Genomic DNA, 20,452 nt, shown 5'->3' with positions numbered 1-20,452 from the left:
GTTCATCTTTGTATCTAGTTTCATCTTATTATCTCATCTGTAGCCTTATTTCAGAGAATTGGTATAAGATTGGCTTAATTGCTGAAGAACGCCTTCCCCATTTAACCAATAATGTTATGACTGATCCTCGTATTGGTGACAAAGAATGGGCAAAACGTGAGGGAATGCAGGCATTTGCAGGCTATCCATTAATATTTAACAATCAATTACTAGGAGTAGTTGCGATATTTTCTCGACAGCGACTAATGGAAGACACCTTGGAAGCACTTGCATCAGTTGCTAGTGGAATCGCCATCTGGATTGCGCGAAATCAAGGGGAAGTTGCCCTGAAGCAGTCAGAGTATCAAGTCAACCAACGGTCACAAGAATTAGAACAAACCTTACAAGATTTACAACAGGCTCAATTACAAATTGTTCAGGGTGAGAAAATGTCGACATTAGGTAATTTAGTAGCAGGCGTAGCTCATGAAATGAATAATCCTTTGGGTTTTATTTCTGCCAGCCTCCAACAAGCTAAACCTACTCTTGCAGATATTGTTGAACACTTGAAACTATATCAGGAAAGTCTACCTAATCCCCATAATGAAATCAAAGACCATGCCGAAGAGATTGACTTGGATTATAATTTAGAAGATTTACCCAAGATAATTGATTCCATGACGATGGCGTGCGATCGCCTCAAAAATATCAGCACTAGTTTACGGACTTTTTCCCGCGCCGATAAAGATTACAAAGTTCTGTTTAATATCCATGAGGGGATTGATAGTACAATTTTAATTCTCAAACATCGCCTCAAAGCCAACGAACAACGCCCTGCTATTGATGTGATAGCTGAGTATGGAAATTTGCCCCAAATTGAATGTTTTCCTGGTCAATTAAATCAGGTATTCATGAATATTTTGGCGAATGCAATTGACACATTAGAAGACTCGAACAAGGGCTGCACTTTTGACGAAATTAAAGCCAATCCCAACCGCATTATCATTAAAACCACAGTCAAAACTCACCAAATTCAAGTTGCTATTGCTGATAATGGCATGGGGATGAGCGAACAAGTCAAACAAAAAATATTTGACCATTTATTTACTACTAAAGCGGTTGGCAAAGGAACAGGTTTAGGATTGGCGATCGCTCATCAAATAGTCAAAGAAAAACACAACGGTTTGCTAACTGTGAATTCTACACCCGGTGAGGGAACTGAATTTATCATCACCTTACCGATTTTGGCCCAGGCTCTGGGTTAACTTAGTGGAGACTGTGAATTTATACTGATAACCAATTTACTCTACTATCATTAACCAATCGGACACTACAGACTTATACCCATACGCAAAGCTAAGACTAACAGGCGATCGCGTTCTATGAAAATGAGTAAAGTCGAGCTTAACAAATGTGCTATTTTATCTAATACTTAATTTTTAATAAGTAGCTAGACACAAATAAATTAAAGCTTGTAGTTACGCTTTAGCGCTAAAGCGTAACTACAAACTACAAAGCATCTTCAGTTTAATTATGTCTAGTTACTTATTTTTAACTGGCTTCGGTCGAGAAAACTTAGAAGGCGTTTTGAAATTCTGTATTGGTACGTTTTTAAGAGCTTTTTGCATAAAATCGCGCCAGATGGGAGTAACCATACCTCCACCTGTCGCACCGTGAGCTAATTGTGTGTTGTCGTCTCTCCCTACCCAGATGGCAGTTGTTAATTGTGGTACTGAACCAATAAACCAAATATCCTTTTCCGAAGAAGTTGTCCCAGTCTTGCCAGCAACTGGACGATCTATAGCTGCACCTCTCCCAGTTCCTTCTTTAACTACCGTTTGCATCACATCTAAAATTGTGGCTGACGCCCAAGGGTCAAGAACTAGACTAGGTTTAGGGGTATTATCCAGTAAGACATTGCCACTGCTGTCAGTCACACGAGCGATGAGCGTTGGGGGCGATTGCCAGCCATAATTAGCAAAAGTCGCATAAGCACTAGCTATTTCCAATGGTGTAATACCGATAGCACCTAATGGCAAAGAACTCACAGGTTCCATCGGACTCATAATTCCCAAGGTGCGGCAAGTTGCGATGACTTTATTTACTCCTATAGCTTTACCTATCTTAACAGCAGGGACATTACGGGACAGCGCTAAGGCAGTACGAATCGGTATTGCACCCTTAAAGCTATTATCATAGTTGCGTGGAGAGTACCAATTATCACCATCTCTGTAGCTGACTGGGGCATCAACCACCGTTGTCTCTGGTGTAAACTTACCGCTAGCAAAAGCAGTATAGTAAACAAAAGGTTTAAAGGCAGAACCAGGCTGACGCAGCGCTTGAGTTGCCCGGTTAAATTCGCTAGCTTTCGAGTCTACACCACCCACTAGTGCTTTTATAAAATGTGTGCGTGGATCAATTGCCACTAAAGCGATTTGATTTTTATCTAACCCTTGACTTTCAAGGGTTTTATGCCACTTTCTGATGGTTTCTTCTGCCATCATTTGAAAGTCTGCATCTACCGTGGTTTGCACCTGCATTCCGCCTTTGAGTACTGCGTCACGCCCAAACTTTTTAATCAGTTCTTGTGCCACAGTATTGGTGACATAAGGATGGGTACTAGCCTGAAATGACGTGATTTTACCAAGCTTAATTTCTTGGTTAATGGCGCTATCATGCTCTTGCTGGGTAATCCATTTCAATTTCAGCATCCTTGCCAGCACTACTTTTTGTTTTTGCTTGGACAAATTTATATTCACAAAAGGGCTAAATTCTTCTGGGCCCTGAATTAAACCCGCCATCATTGCTGACTCGCCCAAAGTCAAATTTTCTGCTGATTTGTCAAAGTAAGTGCGTGCTGCGGTTTCCACACCATAGTTATTATGTCCCCAATAAACTTGATTGAGGTACATTTCTAAAATCCGATTTTTACTAAGAATTTGCTCTACACGAATTGCTAGTACCGCTTCTGCTACTTTGCGCGTCAAAGCACGCTTGTGAGATAAAAATAGATTTTTCACCAGTTGCATGGTGATTGTAGAACCTCCCTCTTGCACGCCACCTGCCATCCAGTTAACTAACGCAGCACGTCCGATACCGCCAGGATCAATACCTGGGTGGTTGTAAAAATAACTATCTTCACTGGCTAATACTGCTCGTTTTAAATTTGGGGAAATTTTATCTAACGGTACGACTTTTCTATTGGCTTCACCGTGTATACCGAATAAGGGTTTGCCTTTGATGTCGTAAATGTAAGTTGTTTCTGGGGGTAAAAAGTTTCGTATTTGTCTGGCATCTGGCAAGTTGCGGAAACTAATGGCTAAACCAATCAGCCCTCCAGCCACAACAGAACTTGTCAGCATACTGATTGATAAGAGAGTGCCACCAGTGATTAGGCCTACTTGTCTCCAAAACTCGAAGCTAGGAGAAGTATGAGTTTCTGCCTTCTGCTGTTCAAAAATGTTTGATGAAGACATGGCAATTACGCTTGTTCAATATAACTACAATTTATTCAACGAAACTTTGATAGTTACGAAAGTTAAAAAATTGCTTGCCAATATAATTAATCTAACTTTGGGTAGGCTGTAGAAAATAACTAATAATAAGATTGCACTGGTATTGCCTATATCCTATGTATTTATCCTTAGATAACAATTGAAAAGCCGAAAATCTAACTAAACCCTAAACGATGACTTTTTGTGTATAAGGATAAAAGCCTCATTAAATGAGGTTTTTCCTATATCATTGTCGATTCAATCGCGAATTTTAGGGTTTTGAAGAGTATGGTGCTGAAAAATACTTCCTTGAAAGAAGTTATAGTTTCAAGTTAGAGCTTGAAAATTTGAATAAAATACCGCCACATAATTACTTAAGACAATTATGGCAGTTAAAGATATCCCTAAATGCTGAATATTTTGTCTTCTATATCAGCTATATCTATCTATTGTGATGATTCTGAAAAGATTATCATCTGATAAAAGATAGATTACGCTAATTTCTCACGAAGCTTGACAAAAGAGTAATCAACAACTGGCAAAATGTATATAGAGAAAGAATTCCAGCGTTTTAAAGCATGAGCTAAAGTAATACAGATTGTATACCAGAGCAATTCACATTTGAAGGAGAATAGCCATCTTCAATCATAGTTAATTTAAAGAGTGGGCTGTAACATCGGATGCGGGATTAGCCTTAATTACGAAACTAGAAAGTTTAGTATTACAAACTACGGTATGCTTACCAAGTTATAGCAGTATAAAAGTATCTAAACTACGGTAAATACATGGAGTTTTAGATATTTGCACAGTTCGAAAGGCCGGTAAAGTTATCGACTTTTGAGTGTATTTATTAATAAAAATCTCGCAAATATTAAAGGTTAAATTTGGATTTAAATATCTGTTTTTTCTACCTGAACAACTTTAAAATCACGTGCTAGAATTACAACACAATTTGCTAAAAAGTAGCTAGCAAACTTGATTAAATTCGCTGACTAACAGGGCTGGAGTAATTTATTTGCTCAAGCTTTGCCATGAAAATTTGAAGTAAAAATCAAATGATATAAATCTAGAAAAAACGTCGAGGTGTAAATATAAAGATGAAGTATACTACTGGTTTATTTAGCGCTTTATTTGTTGTTAGTGCTGGGCTGAGTTCATTACCTCAATCGATAGCCAATGCAGTTACTTTAGGTGATGGCACGATCGCTTTTGTCCAACCACCTCGTTTGGTTAGTGCCAGCACCCCATACGTTGATACAAGCGTTTCGGATACAACATACTATTTCACCTTGGAAGTGCCAGCGACTGCTGGGGAACCACTGCAACAGGTTACCTTTACCCAAATTCGCGGTACTGAAGATATTGAATTCAATCAAAAAGATACTTTTGCTTTTGAAGGAACACGCAACCACCAAGGAGCAAAATTGGCACTCAAAGCTGTTAACAGCAATGATAAAGAACAAACAGTGACAGTATCTTTTGACACTCCTGTGCCACCGGGTAAGACAGTTACTATTGGTCTGCGAACTTACCGTAATCCCTTTTATGATGGCGTCTATTTATTTGGTGTTAAAGCTTTTCCCTATGGGCAGAAAACTGCTGGTCAGTTTCTCGGCATTGGTCGCCTACAATTTTATGCACCAAGTACAGACAATTAATTTCATCTAAGTTATTTGAAGCAAAATCTGTTATTTTAACCATTGAGGACAAGAATTATACTTGTCCTTTATTTTTGAAGAAAGTTTTCGCCACCGATGCGTTAACGAAGTGACTCTGAAAGAGTATCGCCTTTACTACGTAATATCAATAAATCTTAATAGCCTCTTGTCTTTTAGCAAAATCTATGTAAATCTCATAACTATAAACTACGGCAAATCAGTCAAGTTACCGTAGTTTTAGCGGTAAATTAGATAGATTGCCCAATAAACTCAAAATTTAGTGGCAAGCAAACTTTTAGTGTCTATAACAAAGGTTCTTGAAAGCTATGTCTGAGCCACGCTACGGAATTTGGATTCCCGTTTACGGTAACTGCGGCGTGATGAACCACCCTCTTGAACCTCGTAACGCCAGTTACTCACGAGCCAAGGATCTCCTTCAGTTGGCTGAACGGTGCGGGTTTACTACAACTTTGATAGCAGAACATATTATTAATCCCAGAAATCAAGAATTAGATCAGCTGGAAACTTGGACAGCAGCAGCAGCACTTGCCGAAGCCACCAACTCAATTGAGATTATTGCTGCGGTGAAGCCTCTACTTTTCCATCCAGCAGTTTTAGCAAAGATGGCATTAGGCATTGATGCAATTAGTGGAGGGCGTTTTGCGATCAACTTGGTAAGTGCTTGGTTCAAGCCAGAAATGGAGAAAGCAGGTATATCTTTTCTTCCACATGATGAGCGTTACCGCTATTCCGACGAATGGATCAGAGTAGTGAAAGCTCTGTGGAGCCAAGAGAGAGTTAACTTCCAAGGAGATTACTTTCAGATCAATGATCTGAGTTTCAGGCCTCGTCCAGTAGCAAATCCGTACCCGCGTGTCTATGTGGGAGGCGAGTCAGAACCAGCGCACACACTAGCAGCAAAAGAAGCAGATATATTTTTTCTCAATGGTCGTCCGATAGAAGTAATCCGCGAAACAATTGCCCAAGTTCTCAAACAACCGCGTTCTCGCCCCAAAGCTCTGGGCTTTGCCATGTCAGCATTTGTAATTGCTCGACCCACAGATGAAGAAGCTCAAGAGGAATATCACAACTTGAGGGCAATGATAGGAGCGCAAGACGATCGCTCAGAGCTTCTCAAAGGAGTCGATTCCGAAGTAGTCATGTTCAAAAACATGGCCAAGTACCCTGGTGTTGGTAGTAATGGTGGCACAGCTGCTGGTTTAGTCGGTAGCTATGACACCATTGCAACTCGCATAGCCGACTTTACCAGAGTGGGAATCGGTACATTTATGCTGCAATTTCAGCCTTTCGCGACTGAAATGAGGCGTTTTTCCGAAGAAGTAATGCCACGAGTTCGTTCCTTAGAACTTGTGGCAGCAAGGGGATGAAGGGGGCTAGGCGGGAGGACAGAGGAGCATACTTCTCTACGAGAAGCTGCGCCCTAAGCGTAGCTGTGCCGCAGGCTTTACGACTGCGCTCAGTAACAGGGGGAGCAGGAGGCAGAGGGAAAAGAATTGAAGCCCCCAGTCCCCAATTCCCAATCCCCAATCCCCAGTTCAATAAGTTAGGAGATGTAAATAATGGTAAGTGCTTATCAATCTGAGTTAAGTAATAGTTCTACTTCTTTTCTTGAACTAGAGACTGATGTTCTAGTCATAGGCGGTGGGCCTTCTGCAACTTGGGCGGCTTGGAATGCAGCTGCTCAAGGAGCAAGGGTAGTTCTTGTGGATAAAGGTTACTGCGGTACAAGTGGGGCAACAGCACCCTCTGGTACTGGTGTTTGGTACGTTCCACCAGATCCACAGCAACGTGAAGCTGCGATGGCTAGCCGGGAAGCTTTGGGGGGTTTCCTTTCAGAGCGCTCTTGGATGGAGCGTGTATTGGATCAAACATACACTAACCTCAATAAACTCTCAGATTGGGGCTATCCTTTTCCAGTGGATGACGAAGGTAATCCCCATCGGCGATCGCTTCAGCAAGCCCATGATTATATGCGCTTAATGCGGAAAAAGATTACCAAGGCAGGGGTGAAAATACTTGACCACAGCCCAGCCTTAGAACTCTTAGTAGACGCACAAGGTTCAGTAGCTGGTGCTAAAGGGATTCGCCGCCAAACAGGAGAGCGATGGACAGTCAGAGCGGGAGCAGTTGTAATTGCTACGGGTGGCTGTGCTTTCCTCAGTAAAGCTCTTGGCTGTAACGTCCTTACAGGCGATGGTTACTTGATGGCAGCTGAGGCAGGGGCTGAAATGTCAGGGATGGAGTTCTCCAATGCTTATGCCCTATCACCTGCTTTCTCCTCGGTTACTAAGGGAGCTTACTACCGCTGGGCAACCTTCTATTACGAAGACGGTACAGAAATTGAAGGAGCAGGTTCCCAAAAGGGTCGCTCTATTATTGCCCGTATTTTACTCACCCAACCTGTTTATGCTTGCCTAGACAAAGCAACTCCCGAAATTCAGGCGATGTTGCGGACTGTGCAACACAACTTCTTGCTACCCTTTTATCGCATGGGGATCGACCCCTTTACCCAACGCTTCCCCGTGACGCTGCGTTTAGAGGGAACTGTGCGTGGTACAGGTGGCATTCGGATAGTTGATGAAACCTGCGCCACCACAGTTAAAGGACTCTATGCTGCTGGCGATGCGGCAACACGAGAACTCATTTGTGGTGGCTTTACCGGTGGTGGTAGTCATAACGCCGCTTGGGCAACCTCTTCTGGATATTGGGCAGGTGAAGCAGCAGCTATTTATGCCCAAAAACTCGGAACGAAAGCCAATCAACGCTCCGTGCGAGGATTGGGAGAAGCGGCAATATCTACTAGTAACACTAGCCGCCGCAGCTTTAATCCATCAGAAGTGATTAAAGGAGTACAAGCAGAAGTATTCCCTTACGATCGCAATATGTTCCGTACCGAGAAAGGATTGACAGAATCTCTCGGTCGTCTAGATGATTTGTGGAAAGAAATTCGTAATAGCGAGGCTGTATCAGAAGAACAAGCTGTCCAAGCCAGGGAAGCCACTGCAATGGTAGCAACAGCACGTTGGATGTATGCTAGCGCCCTAGAACGCAAAGAAACTCGCGGAATGCACAAACATCTAGACTATCCCGAACAAGACCCGAACCAATACCACCGTCTAGTCAGTGGTGGTTTAGATCAAGTCTGGGTGAAGCCTCAAAAACTGAAAAATGCCATCAAGGATAGGGAGTTAGTAACACTGTGATTGAATTAGTTAGTGAATCTCGTTGCATTAAATGCAATATTTGCGTTTCTGCTTGCCCTACCAACGTCTTTGACAAAGTACCAGACGGGCCGCCGAGAATTGCCCGTCAAAGCGACTGCCAAACTTGCTTTATGTGCGAGTTGTATTGTCCGGTAGATGCTCTATTCGTTGCTCCACAAGCAGATGAGTCTGTCCCAGTTGACGAGGAGACTCTCATAGAAGCAGGATTGTTAGGCGGATATCGAGAAACTGTTGGTTGGAAACCCGGAGGTATTCCAGCAGGACTCAGAGAACAGTCGGCTCAAATGTTTAGAGGCTTTACCAGTAGTTTGCCTACAGATGCTCAAGGCAGAATACAACCCTGGAGCAATCAGTCTCAGACAAAGAACTAGGAACTAGTAGTCCGCCAACCTAAAAATGTTAGGTGAGGGCTGAGAAAAGGGGTTCATGTTAAAGGGGAAGGGATTTAAAACCTTTACCCCTTACCCTTTACCCCGCCAAGTTCACGAGTCCGCAAACTACACGACCAATTCTTGAGTTACTGCGCGACCTTAACAAACGTATGTCCTAGGTACGATTGTCAATACCGGGCGATCGCTTCCTTTTATTATTCTGCTGGTAGTTTTAACCCCACTAACGCGATTAATCGTCGATACTTCCATCAGTAGCACAGCCGCACTAGTTTCCCTAACTCTAGCTGCTATTCTCTTTTTTGGTCGTATTGCCGAAATCAGTATTTTAGAAGTTGATGAAAGACTGATAAAAGCCGCCCAGGCAATGGGTTGTAACTACTGGCAAATTATTCTCAAAGTCCTAATTCCAGAAGCTTTACCATCACTAGTACTCGGTATGACCATTCTTGTCGTGAGTCTACTAAACTCCTCAGCAATGGCTGGGGCAGTTGGTGGCTGTGGATTAGGCAATTTAGCAATTCAATACGGCTACCAACATTTCGATGTAGGAGTGATGGTTGCAACAATCATAGTGTTGATTACTTTAGTGCAAATAATGCAGTTTTTAGATGATTTACTAGCACAACGGATGAGAAAACGATAATTCTCTATTTAATAGAAACTTAATTATGAAAACACATCATACTTAAGGAAAATAGCAAAGAATTCGTAACCCAAAGAGATATTGCTGAGAATCCCCAAAATTTACAAATCAAAGAAGTAGAAGGAGTACAAGTAGTTCGAGCTATTAACGATGTAGACTTTATTGTTTCTTCATCTCAAACTGTTGCTCTAGCAGGAATAAAACCGCAGACTATGGGACAGGAGACAGCCAAAGATAACAAATATACTCTGGCATTAGTCATATTAAAAGGTAGAGAAAATGAACCTAAAATTTAGAAATTGAACAAATTATTTGTTGATAAACAAGTGAGATACTTTATCAATAAACAGTATGCAGGCGATTAATACCTGTGTTTTGATGACTGTAAAAATATCAATTACGAAAGATAAAAATCTTGCAATTTTATCTTTCATAAACTAGTAATTACTTGGAGTTACGCATTTCAAAAATTAACTACAATGTGGATATGAGCTTTTTGCTGACTTAAGCGCTTTTGCACAAGTACATTCTATTTTTATATAGACTGTAGATAATGCAAAAATTGCATAGACAATAGCTAAAGTAGCCAAAATTTTGTAGTAAATATGTATCCTGCGTAAGTTCATTTAGTAAAACTAAATACTCGCATATATGGAGAATAAAATAATGTTTCCTGGACATATTGAAAGAGAATTATTCTGTGGGGAAATTTGGTCAATATGGCAAAAAACTAAATTACCTGAGCATCTAGAGTTATTAGTCCATCAAGAAAAAGGAAAATGTGATATTTGGGAATGTCAGAGTCAGGAGTCAGAAGACAGAGAAAAGTCCGAGCAAAGAGTCAGAAAGGAATGGCACTAAGTTAAGCGTAAATCCTTGATATAACTGGCTTTTGGGTGTAGGGATTTAAGAAAATGTTGAACTCCTTGACGCAACTAAAGTTTAATTGTCTTAAACACTACACCTTACCCCCTACCCCCAACACCCTGCCAAGCGCGAGGTTTCACGTTTTCTTAGTGACATTCGAGTCAGAAAGCAGGAGATGGGAGACAAAATATAAAGAAATCCTAATTTCTATTAATTACGAATTACGTTAGCGTAGCGGTAGCGAGTCTGCGTATCGCTAAAGCGAAAGCTCCGCCAACGCCTTGGTCTCGTAGAGAGCGTCATTACGAATTACCAATTTCTAGTAAGAGTGGTTTGCAGGCAATTGAGAACTACCATAAGTTACTATTCCATACTTTGGGTTGGTCATAATGGATTCTAAAGAGCAAAACGCTCTAACTACTGCTAGCCAAATGCTGGCACAGCGAAGTACTGTTTTAACTTTAGCGATCGCCTGCGGTTTATCAGTAGCAAATGTCTACTACAACCAGCCGCTGCTTGCAGATATGGGGCGCAGCTTAAATATCTCTGTGCAGCAGGTAGGATTTATTCCGACTCTAACTCAAGTTGGCTATGCAGTAGGGTTACTTTTGTTAGTTCCTTTAGGGGACAAGATAGAACGTCGCTGGTTAATTGTTAGTATGCTAGGCTTACTGACTTGCACTTTAGTGGCAGAAGCTACAGCCCCTAATCTTGTTTGGTTGTCTGTCTCCAGCTTTGCACTTGGTTTCTGTAGCATCGTGGCACATCTAGTTCTGCCACTAGTTGCACAGCTAACACATCCCTCAGAACGAGGCAAAGTGATCGGCGCGTTACTCAGCGGTATGATTCTTAGTGTCCTTCTGGCGCGGACAATTAGTGGAGTGATTGGCAACTATCTGGGCTGGCGAGCCGTATACTTAATGTCTGCTGCTGTGATGCTTGTTTTTGCTTTTGCTATCAAAGGGCGAATACCAGCAAGTGAGCCAGCATCTACACTATCGTACAAACAACTGATGCAGAGTCTTGTGCAACTTGTTCGCGAACAGCCCGTGTTACGTGAATCAGCACTCAACATTGCACTCATATTTGCAGCCTTTAATACCGTATGGGTTAGCCTAATTTTTCTGTTGGAATCACCCATTTATAATTACGACAGTCGAGTTGCAGGCCTATTTGGCTTGCTTGGCATAGCTGGAGCCTTGACTACCCCTATCGTTGGACGCTTAGTAGACAAACGAGGCCCCAGGATGTTGGTTGGTATAGGCGTTGCTCTTGTCCTTTCAGCTTTTGTCATACTTTGGATAGCAGGAAAGCATCTTATAGGCCTCGCATTCGGGGTGCTTGTTCTGGACTTAGGAATGCATACTGCTTACGTCTCCAACCAAATCCGCGTCTATAGCTTGGTTCCAAATGCTGAGAGCCGATTGAACACAGTGTTTATGGTCACAAATTACAGCGGTGGCGCACTCGGCTCTTTTCTTGGTACTTACAGTTGGGCATTGTGGCAATGGAATGGCGTTTGTGCGATCGGATTCTTTTTGTTAATTGTGGCATCCATTACTCACTTCAGCGTAGGGAGCAGAAAACCTACAGCTATTTAACAAGTTGCGCTAAGGAGTCCCCAGTACCCAATCCCCAATCCCCAATCCCCTTATCCCCAACCCCCTAGCATGAGAAGGAATTAATACTAATGCCTCACCTATTTGAACCATTCAAGATCCGTGAAGTTACCTTTCGCAACCGCATCGCCGTTTCACCGATGTGCCAATATTCAAGTACAAATGGATATGCTAACGATTGGCACTTGGTTCATCTAGCTTCTCGTGCAGTTGGTGGTGCGGGTGTAGTGCTAACAGAGGCAGCAGCAGTAGAACCTCGTGGGCGCATTAGTCCGCAAGATTTGGGAATTTGGTCAGATGCACACATAGAAACTTTAGCCAAGATTGCCGCGTTAATTCATAACTTTGGCGCTGTTGCAGGTATTCAACTTGCTCATGCAGGCAGAAAGGCCAGCACTGCCAAACCGAGTAAGGGCGGGAAAGTGCTGGATGAATCTCAGGAAGGTTGGCGTCCATTGGTTTCGAGTAGTGCGATCGCCTTCAGCAAAGAGAGTCCAGTACCAGAAGCACTCAGTATCGAAGGAATTCAACAGATTATTAACGCCTTTGTCCAAGCTGCCAAACGTTCTCTACAAGCCGGCTTCAAAGTAGTAGAAATCCATGCTGCTCACGGTTACTTACTGCACCAATTTCTCTCGCCTCTTTCTAACCAACGCCAGGATGATTATGGTGGGAGCTTTGAAAACCGTACTCGTATACTCAGAGAAGTTGTTCAAGGAGTGCGAGAAGTTTGGCCCGAAACATATCCCCTGTGGGTACGCATCTCCGCCACTGATTGGGTTGACAAAGGCTGGGACATAGAGCAAAGTATCGCTTTAAGCGACAAACTCAAGTCTCTAGGTGTTGACTTAATAGACAGTTCATCAGGCGGAATTATCCCAGGTATCAATGTATCACTCAAACCAGGTTATCAAACTCAGTTTGCCGAACGCATCCGCCGTGAAGCCAATATCCCTACAGGAGCAGTCGGTTTAATTACATCTCCCGAACAAGCTGACCAGATTATTAGCACAGAAGTAGCTGATATAGTGCTGTTAGGGCGCGAACTACTTCGTAATCCTTATTGGCCACACCTAGCAGCCAAGCAGTTAGGACACGATAAACTCTGGCCTGTTCAATACGATCGCGCTTGGTTGTCATAACTAATAAACTCCCTACATCAGACACAGGTGTAGTGACGTGACCGGATTAAAATAGTGGATTAATAAACCGCAGAGGCGCAGAGAAGCCAGTGCGTTGCGGGGGTTCCCCCCGTTGTAGCAACTGGCGCGACACAGAGACAGAAAAGAAAATTGTCTTGATGTTTTATGCACTAAATTAACCCGGTCACTCTACTACATCAGGATGGATGAAAACCCTTTGTATCCTAGTGATTCAATATTTTTTTCAACAAAGACACTAGTATTATCAAGACACTCCAACTTCTACGCGATCGCGCTAGGGCTTCGAGTAAAAACATACGCACTAATATTCAGTACTTAGTCAGACGCGTTAAAATAAATGCCTGGCAATCCTGCCACTATTTTTTTAAACTAATAGTAAGCGTGCAAACTTTATGGCAAACTAATAGTAAGTTTTACTAACACTAGTTTATAGCCTGTGATGTGCAAATCCCCTAAAGCTTCATTAGAAACATAAAATAGCTGGCAAATATACAGCAATTACTAGGCACATAAAATACACCCCACCTGCGCTATCGCGCACCCCCCTTTCATCCCCCTTATAGGAAATCTAGTTCCCTACCCTTTCCAAGGGTAGGGATAGGGTGGGGTAAAACCTTGGTTAATCAGCTATTTCAGACTTGTGTGTACACCGTAGCTTACCAAGGGGGAAGGGGTTATTTTGTACCTCACTGGAGTTGAAAACGCTATGTCTTTTGCCAGATGTAGGGAAAGTTTAAAAGAGAAAAGCTTTCAGCATTATAAAAATTTTTAACCAGGGAAATGAGAATGCTATCAAGTAATAGAGAAAATTCTAAAAAAGACAAACTTAGGCTTGTTTTTTTTGAAGTTCCACCTGCTCTTAAATCTGCAAATGTGTCTTGTTATCTTATCGGAGCTAGCTTATCTTTTTTTGGCTCTTGGATGACTCAAATTGCTTTAGTTTGGTTAGTCTATCAACTAACAAATTCAGCTATGTTAGTTGGTGTAGCTGGATTTACAAATCAAGCATTAGGCTTGATTATTACACCCTTAGCAGGAGTATTACTGGATCGCTGGAACTTAAGATATGTCTTACTTACTACTCAGCTAGTTTCTATTGTATTATCATCTACACTAACTTTTCTAACTTTGAGTGGTCAAATTAATGTAACTTCGATTATTATCATCGGGATGTTACAAGGCATAGTTAAAGCTTTCGATTTGCCAGCGCGTCAGGTGATTATTCCTAGACTTGTAGATAAAAAAGCAGACACTTATAGCGCAATGGCTAGCAATTCGTTCTTAATTAATACAGCTAAATTTGTTAGTCCGATGATTGGGGGTTTAATGATTGCTCGTTCTGGAGCAGCCTCATGCTTTTTAGTTGACAGTATTAGTTATTTACCTTTGCTATCCGCTATCTTAACTGTCCGAATCAAGCCATTGCCTAGCAATTCATTAGCCCAAAAACCGCAAATCTGGAAAAATCTGAAAGAAGGATTTACTTTTGCATACGAATTTTTACCAATTAAATATGCATTAATGTTGCAAATGTTGATTTGTTTTATGGCGATGACCTATGTAAATTTAATACCTATTTTTGTGAAAGAAATATTAAAAGGTAATGCCGAGACTATGGGATTTTTGATGACAGCTTCAGCATTTGGTTCTATAGTTGCAGGTCTTTATTTAATTTCACGCAAAAAAATCATAGGACTGGGAAAAGTTATGGCGTGGTCTGCGGCAACTCTCGGTTTATCGTTAATAGTCTTTTCCCGCTCAACTCAATTAGAAATTTGCCTCTTATTCATATTTATGATAGGTATGAATAACACTTTAACTCTAGCGTCAATTAATAACTTTACGCAATTAATTCTCGTAGACGAAGATAAAAGAGGTAGAGTAACTAGTATATTTACAACAGGTTTTTTAGGAATACTGCCTTTTGGAAATTTATTTTTTGGAGGATTAGCTGCTCAAGTGGGTGTAGCAAATTCTTTATTATTTGGCGGTGTTTGTTGTGTTTTAGGAGCCTACTTATTTAGTACAAAGCTGCCTACTATCAGCAAGATAGTACAGCCAATTTATGTAGACATGGGGTTAATTCCTCAATCAAGCCAAAGGTAAGGCATTCTTATATTGCAATACAGTTCAGTTAAGCAATTCTTTCTTCTCTTTGTGTCCTTTGCGTCCTTCTCTAACGAGACGCTACGCGAATGTGGTTCGTTAAAAAAATTATCTTTGACAAAGAGTTCTAGACTTAACTGAACCGTATTGTCTTATATTGTGGAGAAAAATTAAACCAACTCTTGGCAGACAAGATTTTATTTTTGCTGTCTTAGTAGAATAATGATTTTTCACCACCAAGGTAGAAAGACACCAAGAGGCTAATTCTCCATATTGTCTTAAAGCGATCGCCTCATTCTCTCTGCTTGACACATATCGTCACCAATACAGGGCTGAGATATCTTGTATCAACTTGGTAAAGACCTCTTGATTTTCATGGTTGTTTGTGAGAAAGTCTGTTTTAACAACTAAAGGCGGTAATCCGATAGATTTACAGTAGATTTTAGTCTAACTGGAAGAAAGCAGTGGTTTTAGCTGTGCTACTAGCGATGCTTAAACCTTAGCGGCAACATATCAGACTGATGAAAACTACACAAGCTTTCTAGTATTGGCTATCACAAATGTATTTGGCTCAAAGTCTTTCAAGCTTTAAGTCAACCATTTACTTATGGCCAGATTTTTGTATTTTTTTGTCCAGTGGAGAACATCTCATGCAAGTAGACCCCAATTCTCATCAAGGTTCCGAAAAGGATAATCAAGTACAGAGCGAAATAGCTCAGGGAAAGCAACCCCCAGTAGCTAGCTCACGTAGCAAACGCTTCTTGGGTAATAGCGCTAGTAGACGTGCATTTCTCGGTCGCGCTAGTTTGTTCACTACCGCTAGCGTTGTTGCGGGAGTTCTAGGTTCACCTTTCTCTAAGAAAGGGGATATTGTTCAGGCCCAGGATATCGACGGACGCTTCTTAGGACGTTATCCAAAAAGGCCTCGGTTCGACTATGAAAGATTTGTTGATAGAGCCTATCGAGTGCGTGTTGAAGCAGCAAAGCTTGAACGAAATATTCCTATTCCACCACATCCGACTAATGGTGACGAGGAACTTTACCCGAACAAAATCGGCAGTGATAGTAGGGCGCTACCACATGACAAACTGGGTGAAGTCAAATTAGAAGCATACAACTCTTTGACTAAAGCACTGTTAACGCAAAACCCAGATGATTATGAAAATATAATTTTGGGTGGTAGTCGGAAACTGGTCAATCCTCAAGGCCCTTTAGCAATCAGCCTGGAAGGGATTAATGCAGCACAGATAGCAGTTCCACCACCACCAGCTCTCGCTAGTGCAGCTAGGGCTGCTGAAGCAGTCGAACTCTACTGGCAAGCTTTACTACGTGACGTTCCTTTCTCTAAGTTTGAGGACAACACCGACGAGCCGAAAGTTTTGGCAGCAGTCCAAGACCTCAACAAGCTTTCAGCATTCGTAGGGCCAAAACAGAATGGTGTTGTCACTCCTAGAACCTTGTTTCGTGGTAGCGTCACCTACATCGACCCGTCTGACGGTTCAAGTAAGACAGCTAAACACGTTATTCCACCAGGAGTTCTAGACGGGCCTTACATCTCACAATTTCTGTTGCGGAGTATCCCTTGGGGAACTCAATCAGTTTCGCCATTGATTCGTACTGCTTTACCTGGCAATGACTTTCTCATCGATTTCGAGGAATGGTTGACTGTCCAAAATGGAGGCAGTTCAGGCAAACTAATTCAGTATGACCCTACAAACCATTACATAGTCACAGTTCGTGACTTAGGCGAGTACGCCCATGTCGGTGGCCCTACCTACCTTGGAGCCTCCTTGATTCTCGGTGCTATTAACGCACCTTTAAATCCGGGCAATCCTTATATCAACTCAAAGACTCAACAGGGTTCTAATGCAACGTTTGCAGTGGGACATTTACAAGCCTTACTCGGTCTTGCTGGCTCACGTGTGATCAGAGCATCATACTGGCAGAAGTATTATGTACACCGCATTCTACGCCCGGAAGCTTATGGTGGGCTAGTCTACAACAATCTTGTCAATAAAACTCAATATCCGATTAATTCTGAGGTTTTGAATTCCCAAGCTTTGGCTCAGACCTTTAGCAAATTTGGCAGCTATCTATTGCCCCAAGCTTACCCAGAAGGCGCTCCGGCTCATTCCTCCTATACTGGCGGTGCTGCTGCTACTGCCGCTGTCAATGTCACACTGCTGAAAGCGTTCTTTGACGAGAACTTCGTTATTCCTGATCCGGTAGTGCCTGATCCCAATGATCCGACGAAGGTGATCCCCTACAGTGGGCCGCCTCTAACAGTCGGTGGGGAGTTGAACAAACTGGCAACTAACTATGCTATTGGTCGCGGACACGGCGGTATTCATTGGCGCACCGATGGTTCAGCTGCTTTAGCTTTAGGAGAAGAAGTTGCTATTAGTATCCTCAGAGATGAAAGACTAGGATATAACGAACGTTTCAACGGTTTCACCTTCACCAAATTTGACGGTACAAAAGTTACTGTCTAAGGGACTTCCAAAAAATAAATTATCCAAAATTATTTGTACATTTGTAGTAGGGGCGCAAGGCCTTGCGCCCCTACGATAGGATGTTACCCGATTTTCGGCAGTTGACCTTGGGACGTAACGCGCTGTAAATGTCCACAGTTAGTGATGCGTCCCTACGAAATTCTTAATCTAATCATCATTTCTACTGTAAACTGATTGAGATACAGTAGATGATGGAATTGTTTATATGATTCAACTACACCACTGCTGATCATAACCATAGTCTATAAACCTGAAAATTGTTGTAATACCTGGCTTTTGCAAAGTAAGACTTGTAACTGTGCAATGCTCTGGGAAATTCAATGTTAAAAGATTTATCTCAACTCGAAATTACTACCGACTCGTCAACAGCGGTAGATGCCATAGATAGCTTTGTTGATCAATTATTGAGTGTCGGTAACGATGCCCAAGTTATTCTCAAAGCAGTTGAGGCAGATCCGACCTGCGCGATCGCCAATGCTCAAGTTGCCGCTTTTTATCTGTTTGCTGGTGGTTCTAATGCTTTAACTCAGGCATCATCTTATCTCAACGTGGCGACAGTAAACCTCACCCACGCTAATAATCGCGAAAAACTTTACGTTGCAGCAATTGAGGCTTGGGCAAAGCGCGATATTCAGCAAGCGATCGCCTATCATGAAGCGATCGCCGATGATTATCCTCGCGATTTAGCCTCAGTGCATCTGGCGCAATACCACTACAGAAATTCTGGTAATAGTCAGGGAATGCTGCGGATTGCCGAAAAAGTTTTTGCCGCCAATCGAGATAACCCGTATATGTATGGAATGCTAGCCTTCGGGTTAGAAGAGTGTCATCGTTTAGCAGAAGCAGAAGCATTTGGACGACAAGCGATCGCTCTAAAACGAGATAACCGTTGGGCGCACCACGCCGTTGCTCATGTATTAGAAACTCAAGGACGCTTAGAAGAAGGAATTACCTTAATGGAAAATCTCAGTGATACTTGGGAAGATGGTAGTTCCGCTTTTTACGGACATCTTTGGTGGCATACATCCCTTTATTACCTAGATATAGAAAATTTTGCCAAAGTACTAGAAATATATGATACGCGCATCTGGGGACGTGCCAAAAAAGACAATGGTCGGGAGCAAATCAATGCCATTTCACTACTGCTACGGCTAGAGTTGCGTGGTGTAGATGTCGGTTTGCGCTGGCAGGAACTAGCTAGCTATTTGCAACCACGACTGCACGAACACGTCCTCGCATTCCTGGATCTGCAATACATCTATGCACTGGTACGAGGTGGTAAAGAAGATTGGGCATCTGAGTTGTTAGATAGTATGCAACTTCATGCCGAGAAAGTATTACCTTATGCCCGACGTACTTGGGCAGAGGTAGGAGTACCTGCGGGCAAGGGTATGGCAGCTCACGCACGTGGTGATTGGCAAAAAGCGATCGCCTATCTAGAACCAGTATTACCAGATTTGCAATCCACCGGTGGATCTCATGCTCAACGAGACTTATTTGAACAAGTTTATCTCGATGCCCTGCTTCACACCAGAGAGTATCACAAAGCACTGAATGTCCTAGAAAAGCGCAACGCCTCTCGCAGTAATATTCCTGTAATTAAGCGAGAATTAGCTAACGCCTACAGCCAACTAGGACGCACCGATGAAGCAAATCGAGTCTAACAAATAGCCCGTGAACTATCACAAAATTATCGAATAAAGCAACAAGAAGTAGAGCAAACAGTATGACAACATACGTCAATCTTGGAAAAAGTGGACTGAAAGTGTCGCGCATTGCACTAGGCACTATGACTTATGGTTCTCGTAAATGGCGAGAATGGGTATTAGAAGAAGAAGAAAGCCGCCCATTTATCAAACTAGCTTTGGATTTAGGGATTAATTTCTTTGATACGGCTGATGTTTATTCCTTGGGTGTCAGCGAAGAAATCTTAGGGCGGGCATTAAAAGATTTCGCTAAAAGAGATCAAGTAGTAATTGCTACCAAAGTCTACAATAAAGTAGGTGATGGCCCCAATGACCGGGGACTGTCTCGCAAACATATTTTCGATAGCATCGATACCTCATTGCAACGGCTACAGACAGATTACGTAGATTTATATCAGATTCACCGTTGGGACTACGAAACACCAATTGAAGAAACCCTAGAAGCGCTACATGATGTAGTCAAATCAGGTAAAGTACGTTATTTGGGAATCTCAAGTGTTTACGCATGGCAGTTTGCCAAAGCTTTATACCTAGCTGACAAACACGGCTGGACTCGCTTCGTTTCCATACAAAACCACTACAACTTGGTTTATCGCGAAGAAGAACGAGAAGTAATACCTTTATCCCTAGACCAAGGAATTGGGATTATTCCTTGGAGTCCTTTAGCACGAGGCTTTTTAGCGGGGAATCGGGAAAAACAAGCCTATGGCGAGACAGTAAGGGCAAAAACAGATGAATTTGCTCACAATCTCTACTATCAAGATTCAGATTTTCAAATAGTTGATCGCGTCGTAGAATTAGCACAAAAACGCGGTGTAAAACCAACACAAATTGCTCTAGCGTGGCTTTTACATCAACCAGGTGTAACAGCTCCAATTATTGGCGCGAGTAAGATAGAACATCTCAAAGAAGCAGTCGAAGCTGTAGATTTGAAGCTTTCGGATGAAGAGCGGAAATTCCTTGAAGAACCTTACAAACCCCATCCCATCTTAGGACATCAGTATCCAAGTGCCTCCGCCAGTCGCCCATAACAATATTTGGGAATGGGGAGTGAAGAGACAAGGGGG

The 20,452-nt window shown here is 42.3% G+C and carries 15 protein-coding genes and 1 pseudogene; 14 read left to right on the top strand and 2 right to left on the bottom strand.

Going from position 1 to position 20,452, the window contains the following annotated elements; translation table 11 throughout:
• Positions 1-62: 62 nt before the first annotated feature.
• A pseudogene (locus WKK05_RS11165) lies at positions 63-1,244 on the top strand (ATP-binding protein); the annotation flags it as partial.
• A gap of 276 nt (positions 1,245-1,520) precedes the next feature.
• Here the strand turns inward: WKK05_RS11165 and WKK05_RS11160 are convergent.
• On the bottom strand, positions 1,521-3,455 hold the full coding sequence (locus WKK05_RS11160; protein ID WP_341529792.1) for a transglycosylase domain-containing protein: 1,935 nt from the start codon (positions 3,453-3,455) through the stop codon (positions 1,521-1,523).
• Positions 3,456-4,570: 1,115 nt separating this feature from the next.
• Between WKK05_RS11160 and WKK05_RS11155 the strand changes: the two genes are divergently transcribed.
• From WKK05_RS11155 to WKK05_RS11110, 10 genes are all read left to right on the top strand, one after another.
• The gene (locus tag WKK05_RS11155; RefSeq protein WP_341529791.1) at positions 4,571-5,131 is read left to right on the top strand and encodes a DUF2808 domain-containing protein; all 561 of its coding nucleotides are present in this window, start codon (positions 4,571-4,573) and stop codon (positions 5,129-5,131) included.
• A gap of 326 nt (positions 5,132-5,457) precedes the next feature.
• Positions 5,458-6,519, top strand: a complete 1,062-nt coding sequence (locus tag WKK05_RS11150) for an LLM class flavin-dependent oxidoreductase (RefSeq protein ID WP_341529790.1) — start codon at positions 5,458-5,460, stop codon at positions 6,517-6,519.
• A gap of 192 nt (positions 6,520-6,711) precedes the next feature.
• On the top strand, positions 6,712-8,355 hold the full coding sequence (locus WKK05_RS11145) for an FAD-binding protein (RefSeq protein ID WP_341529789.1): 1,644 nt from the start codon (positions 6,712-6,714) through the stop codon (positions 8,353-8,355).
• Positions 8,352-8,747, top strand: coding sequence for a ferredoxin family protein (locus tag WKK05_RS11140; RefSeq protein ID WP_341529788.1), 396 nt, complete (start codon positions 8,352-8,354; stop codon positions 8,745-8,747). Before WKK05_RS11145 ends, WKK05_RS11140 begins: the two co-directional genes overlap by 4 nt.
• Before the next feature lie 184 nt (positions 8,748-8,931).
• On the top strand, positions 8,932-9,411 hold the full coding sequence (locus tag WKK05_RS11135) for a methionine ABC transporter permease (protein ID WP_341531066.1): 480 nt from the start codon (positions 8,932-8,934) through the stop codon (positions 9,409-9,411).
• Positions 9,412-9,446: 35 nt separating this feature from the next.
• Positions 9,447-9,707, top strand: a complete 261-nt coding sequence (locus WKK05_RS11130; protein ID WP_341531065.1) for a MetQ/NlpA family ABC transporter substrate-binding protein — start codon at positions 9,447-9,449, stop codon at positions 9,705-9,707.
• 370 nt (positions 9,708-10,077) lie between these two features.
• Positions 10,078-10,272, top strand: a complete 195-nt coding sequence (locus tag WKK05_RS11125; RefSeq protein WP_341529787.1) for a hypothetical protein — start codon at positions 10,078-10,080, stop codon at positions 10,270-10,272.
• A gap of 395 nt (positions 10,273-10,667) precedes the next feature.
• Positions 10,668-11,879 carry an MFS transporter gene (locus tag WKK05_RS11120; RefSeq protein WP_341529786.1) on the top strand — a complete coding sequence of 404 codons (1,212 nt, stop codon included), beginning with the start codon at positions 10,668-10,670 and terminating at the stop codon, positions 11,877-11,879.
• Positions 11,880-11,968: 89 nt separating this feature from the next.
• Positions 11,969-13,039 (top strand): NADPH dehydrogenase NamA, encoded by a 1,071-nt coding sequence (gene namA / locus WKK05_RS11115; RefSeq protein ID WP_341529785.1) that lies wholly within the window; start codon positions 11,969-11,971, stop codon positions 13,037-13,039.
• Positions 13,040-13,846: 807 nt separating this feature from the next.
• Positions 13,847-15,166: an MFS transporter gene (locus WKK05_RS11110; protein WP_341529784.1), complete on the top strand. Its 1,320-nt coding sequence runs from the start codon at positions 13,847-13,849 to the stop codon at positions 15,164-15,166.
• 108 nt (positions 15,167-15,274) lie between these two features.
• Here WKK05_RS11110 and WKK05_RS11105 read toward each other — a convergent pair whose 3' ends face one another.
• Positions 15,275-15,478, bottom strand: coding sequence for a hypothetical protein (locus WKK05_RS11105; RefSeq protein ID WP_341529783.1), 204 nt, complete (start codon positions 15,476-15,478; stop codon positions 15,275-15,277).
• Positions 15,479-15,816: 338 nt separating this feature from the next.
• Here WKK05_RS11105 and WKK05_RS11100 point away from each other — a divergent pair, with 338 nt between their 5' ends.
• From WKK05_RS11100 to WKK05_RS11090, 3 genes are all read left to right on the top strand, one after another.
• Positions 15,817-17,658, top strand: a complete 1,842-nt coding sequence (locus WKK05_RS11100; protein ID WP_341529782.1) for a vanadium-dependent haloperoxidase — start codon at positions 15,817-15,819, stop codon at positions 17,656-17,658.
• A 341-nt stretch (positions 17,659-17,999) separates the two neighbouring features.
• Complete coding sequence (locus WKK05_RS11095; protein ID WP_341529781.1) at positions 18,000-19,343, top strand: tetratricopeptide repeat protein; 1,344 nt, start codon at positions 18,000-18,002, stop codon at positions 19,341-19,343.
• A gap of 62 nt (positions 19,344-19,405) precedes the next feature.
• Positions 19,406-20,416 carry an aldo/keto reductase gene (locus tag WKK05_RS11090; RefSeq protein ID WP_341529780.1) on the top strand — a complete coding sequence of 337 codons (1,011 nt, stop codon included), beginning with the start codon at positions 19,406-19,408 and terminating at the stop codon, positions 20,414-20,416.
• Positions 20,417-20,452: the final 36 nt, after the last annotated feature.

Origin of the sequence: Nostoc sp. UHCC 0302 (genome assembly GCF_038096175.1) — a bacterium.
GTDB lineage: Bacteria > Cyanobacteriota > Cyanobacteriia > Cyanobacteriales > Nostocaceae > UHCC-0302.
Note: the sequence above shows the minus strand (reverse complement) of the source record. Positions and strands in the feature narration are given on the sequence as shown.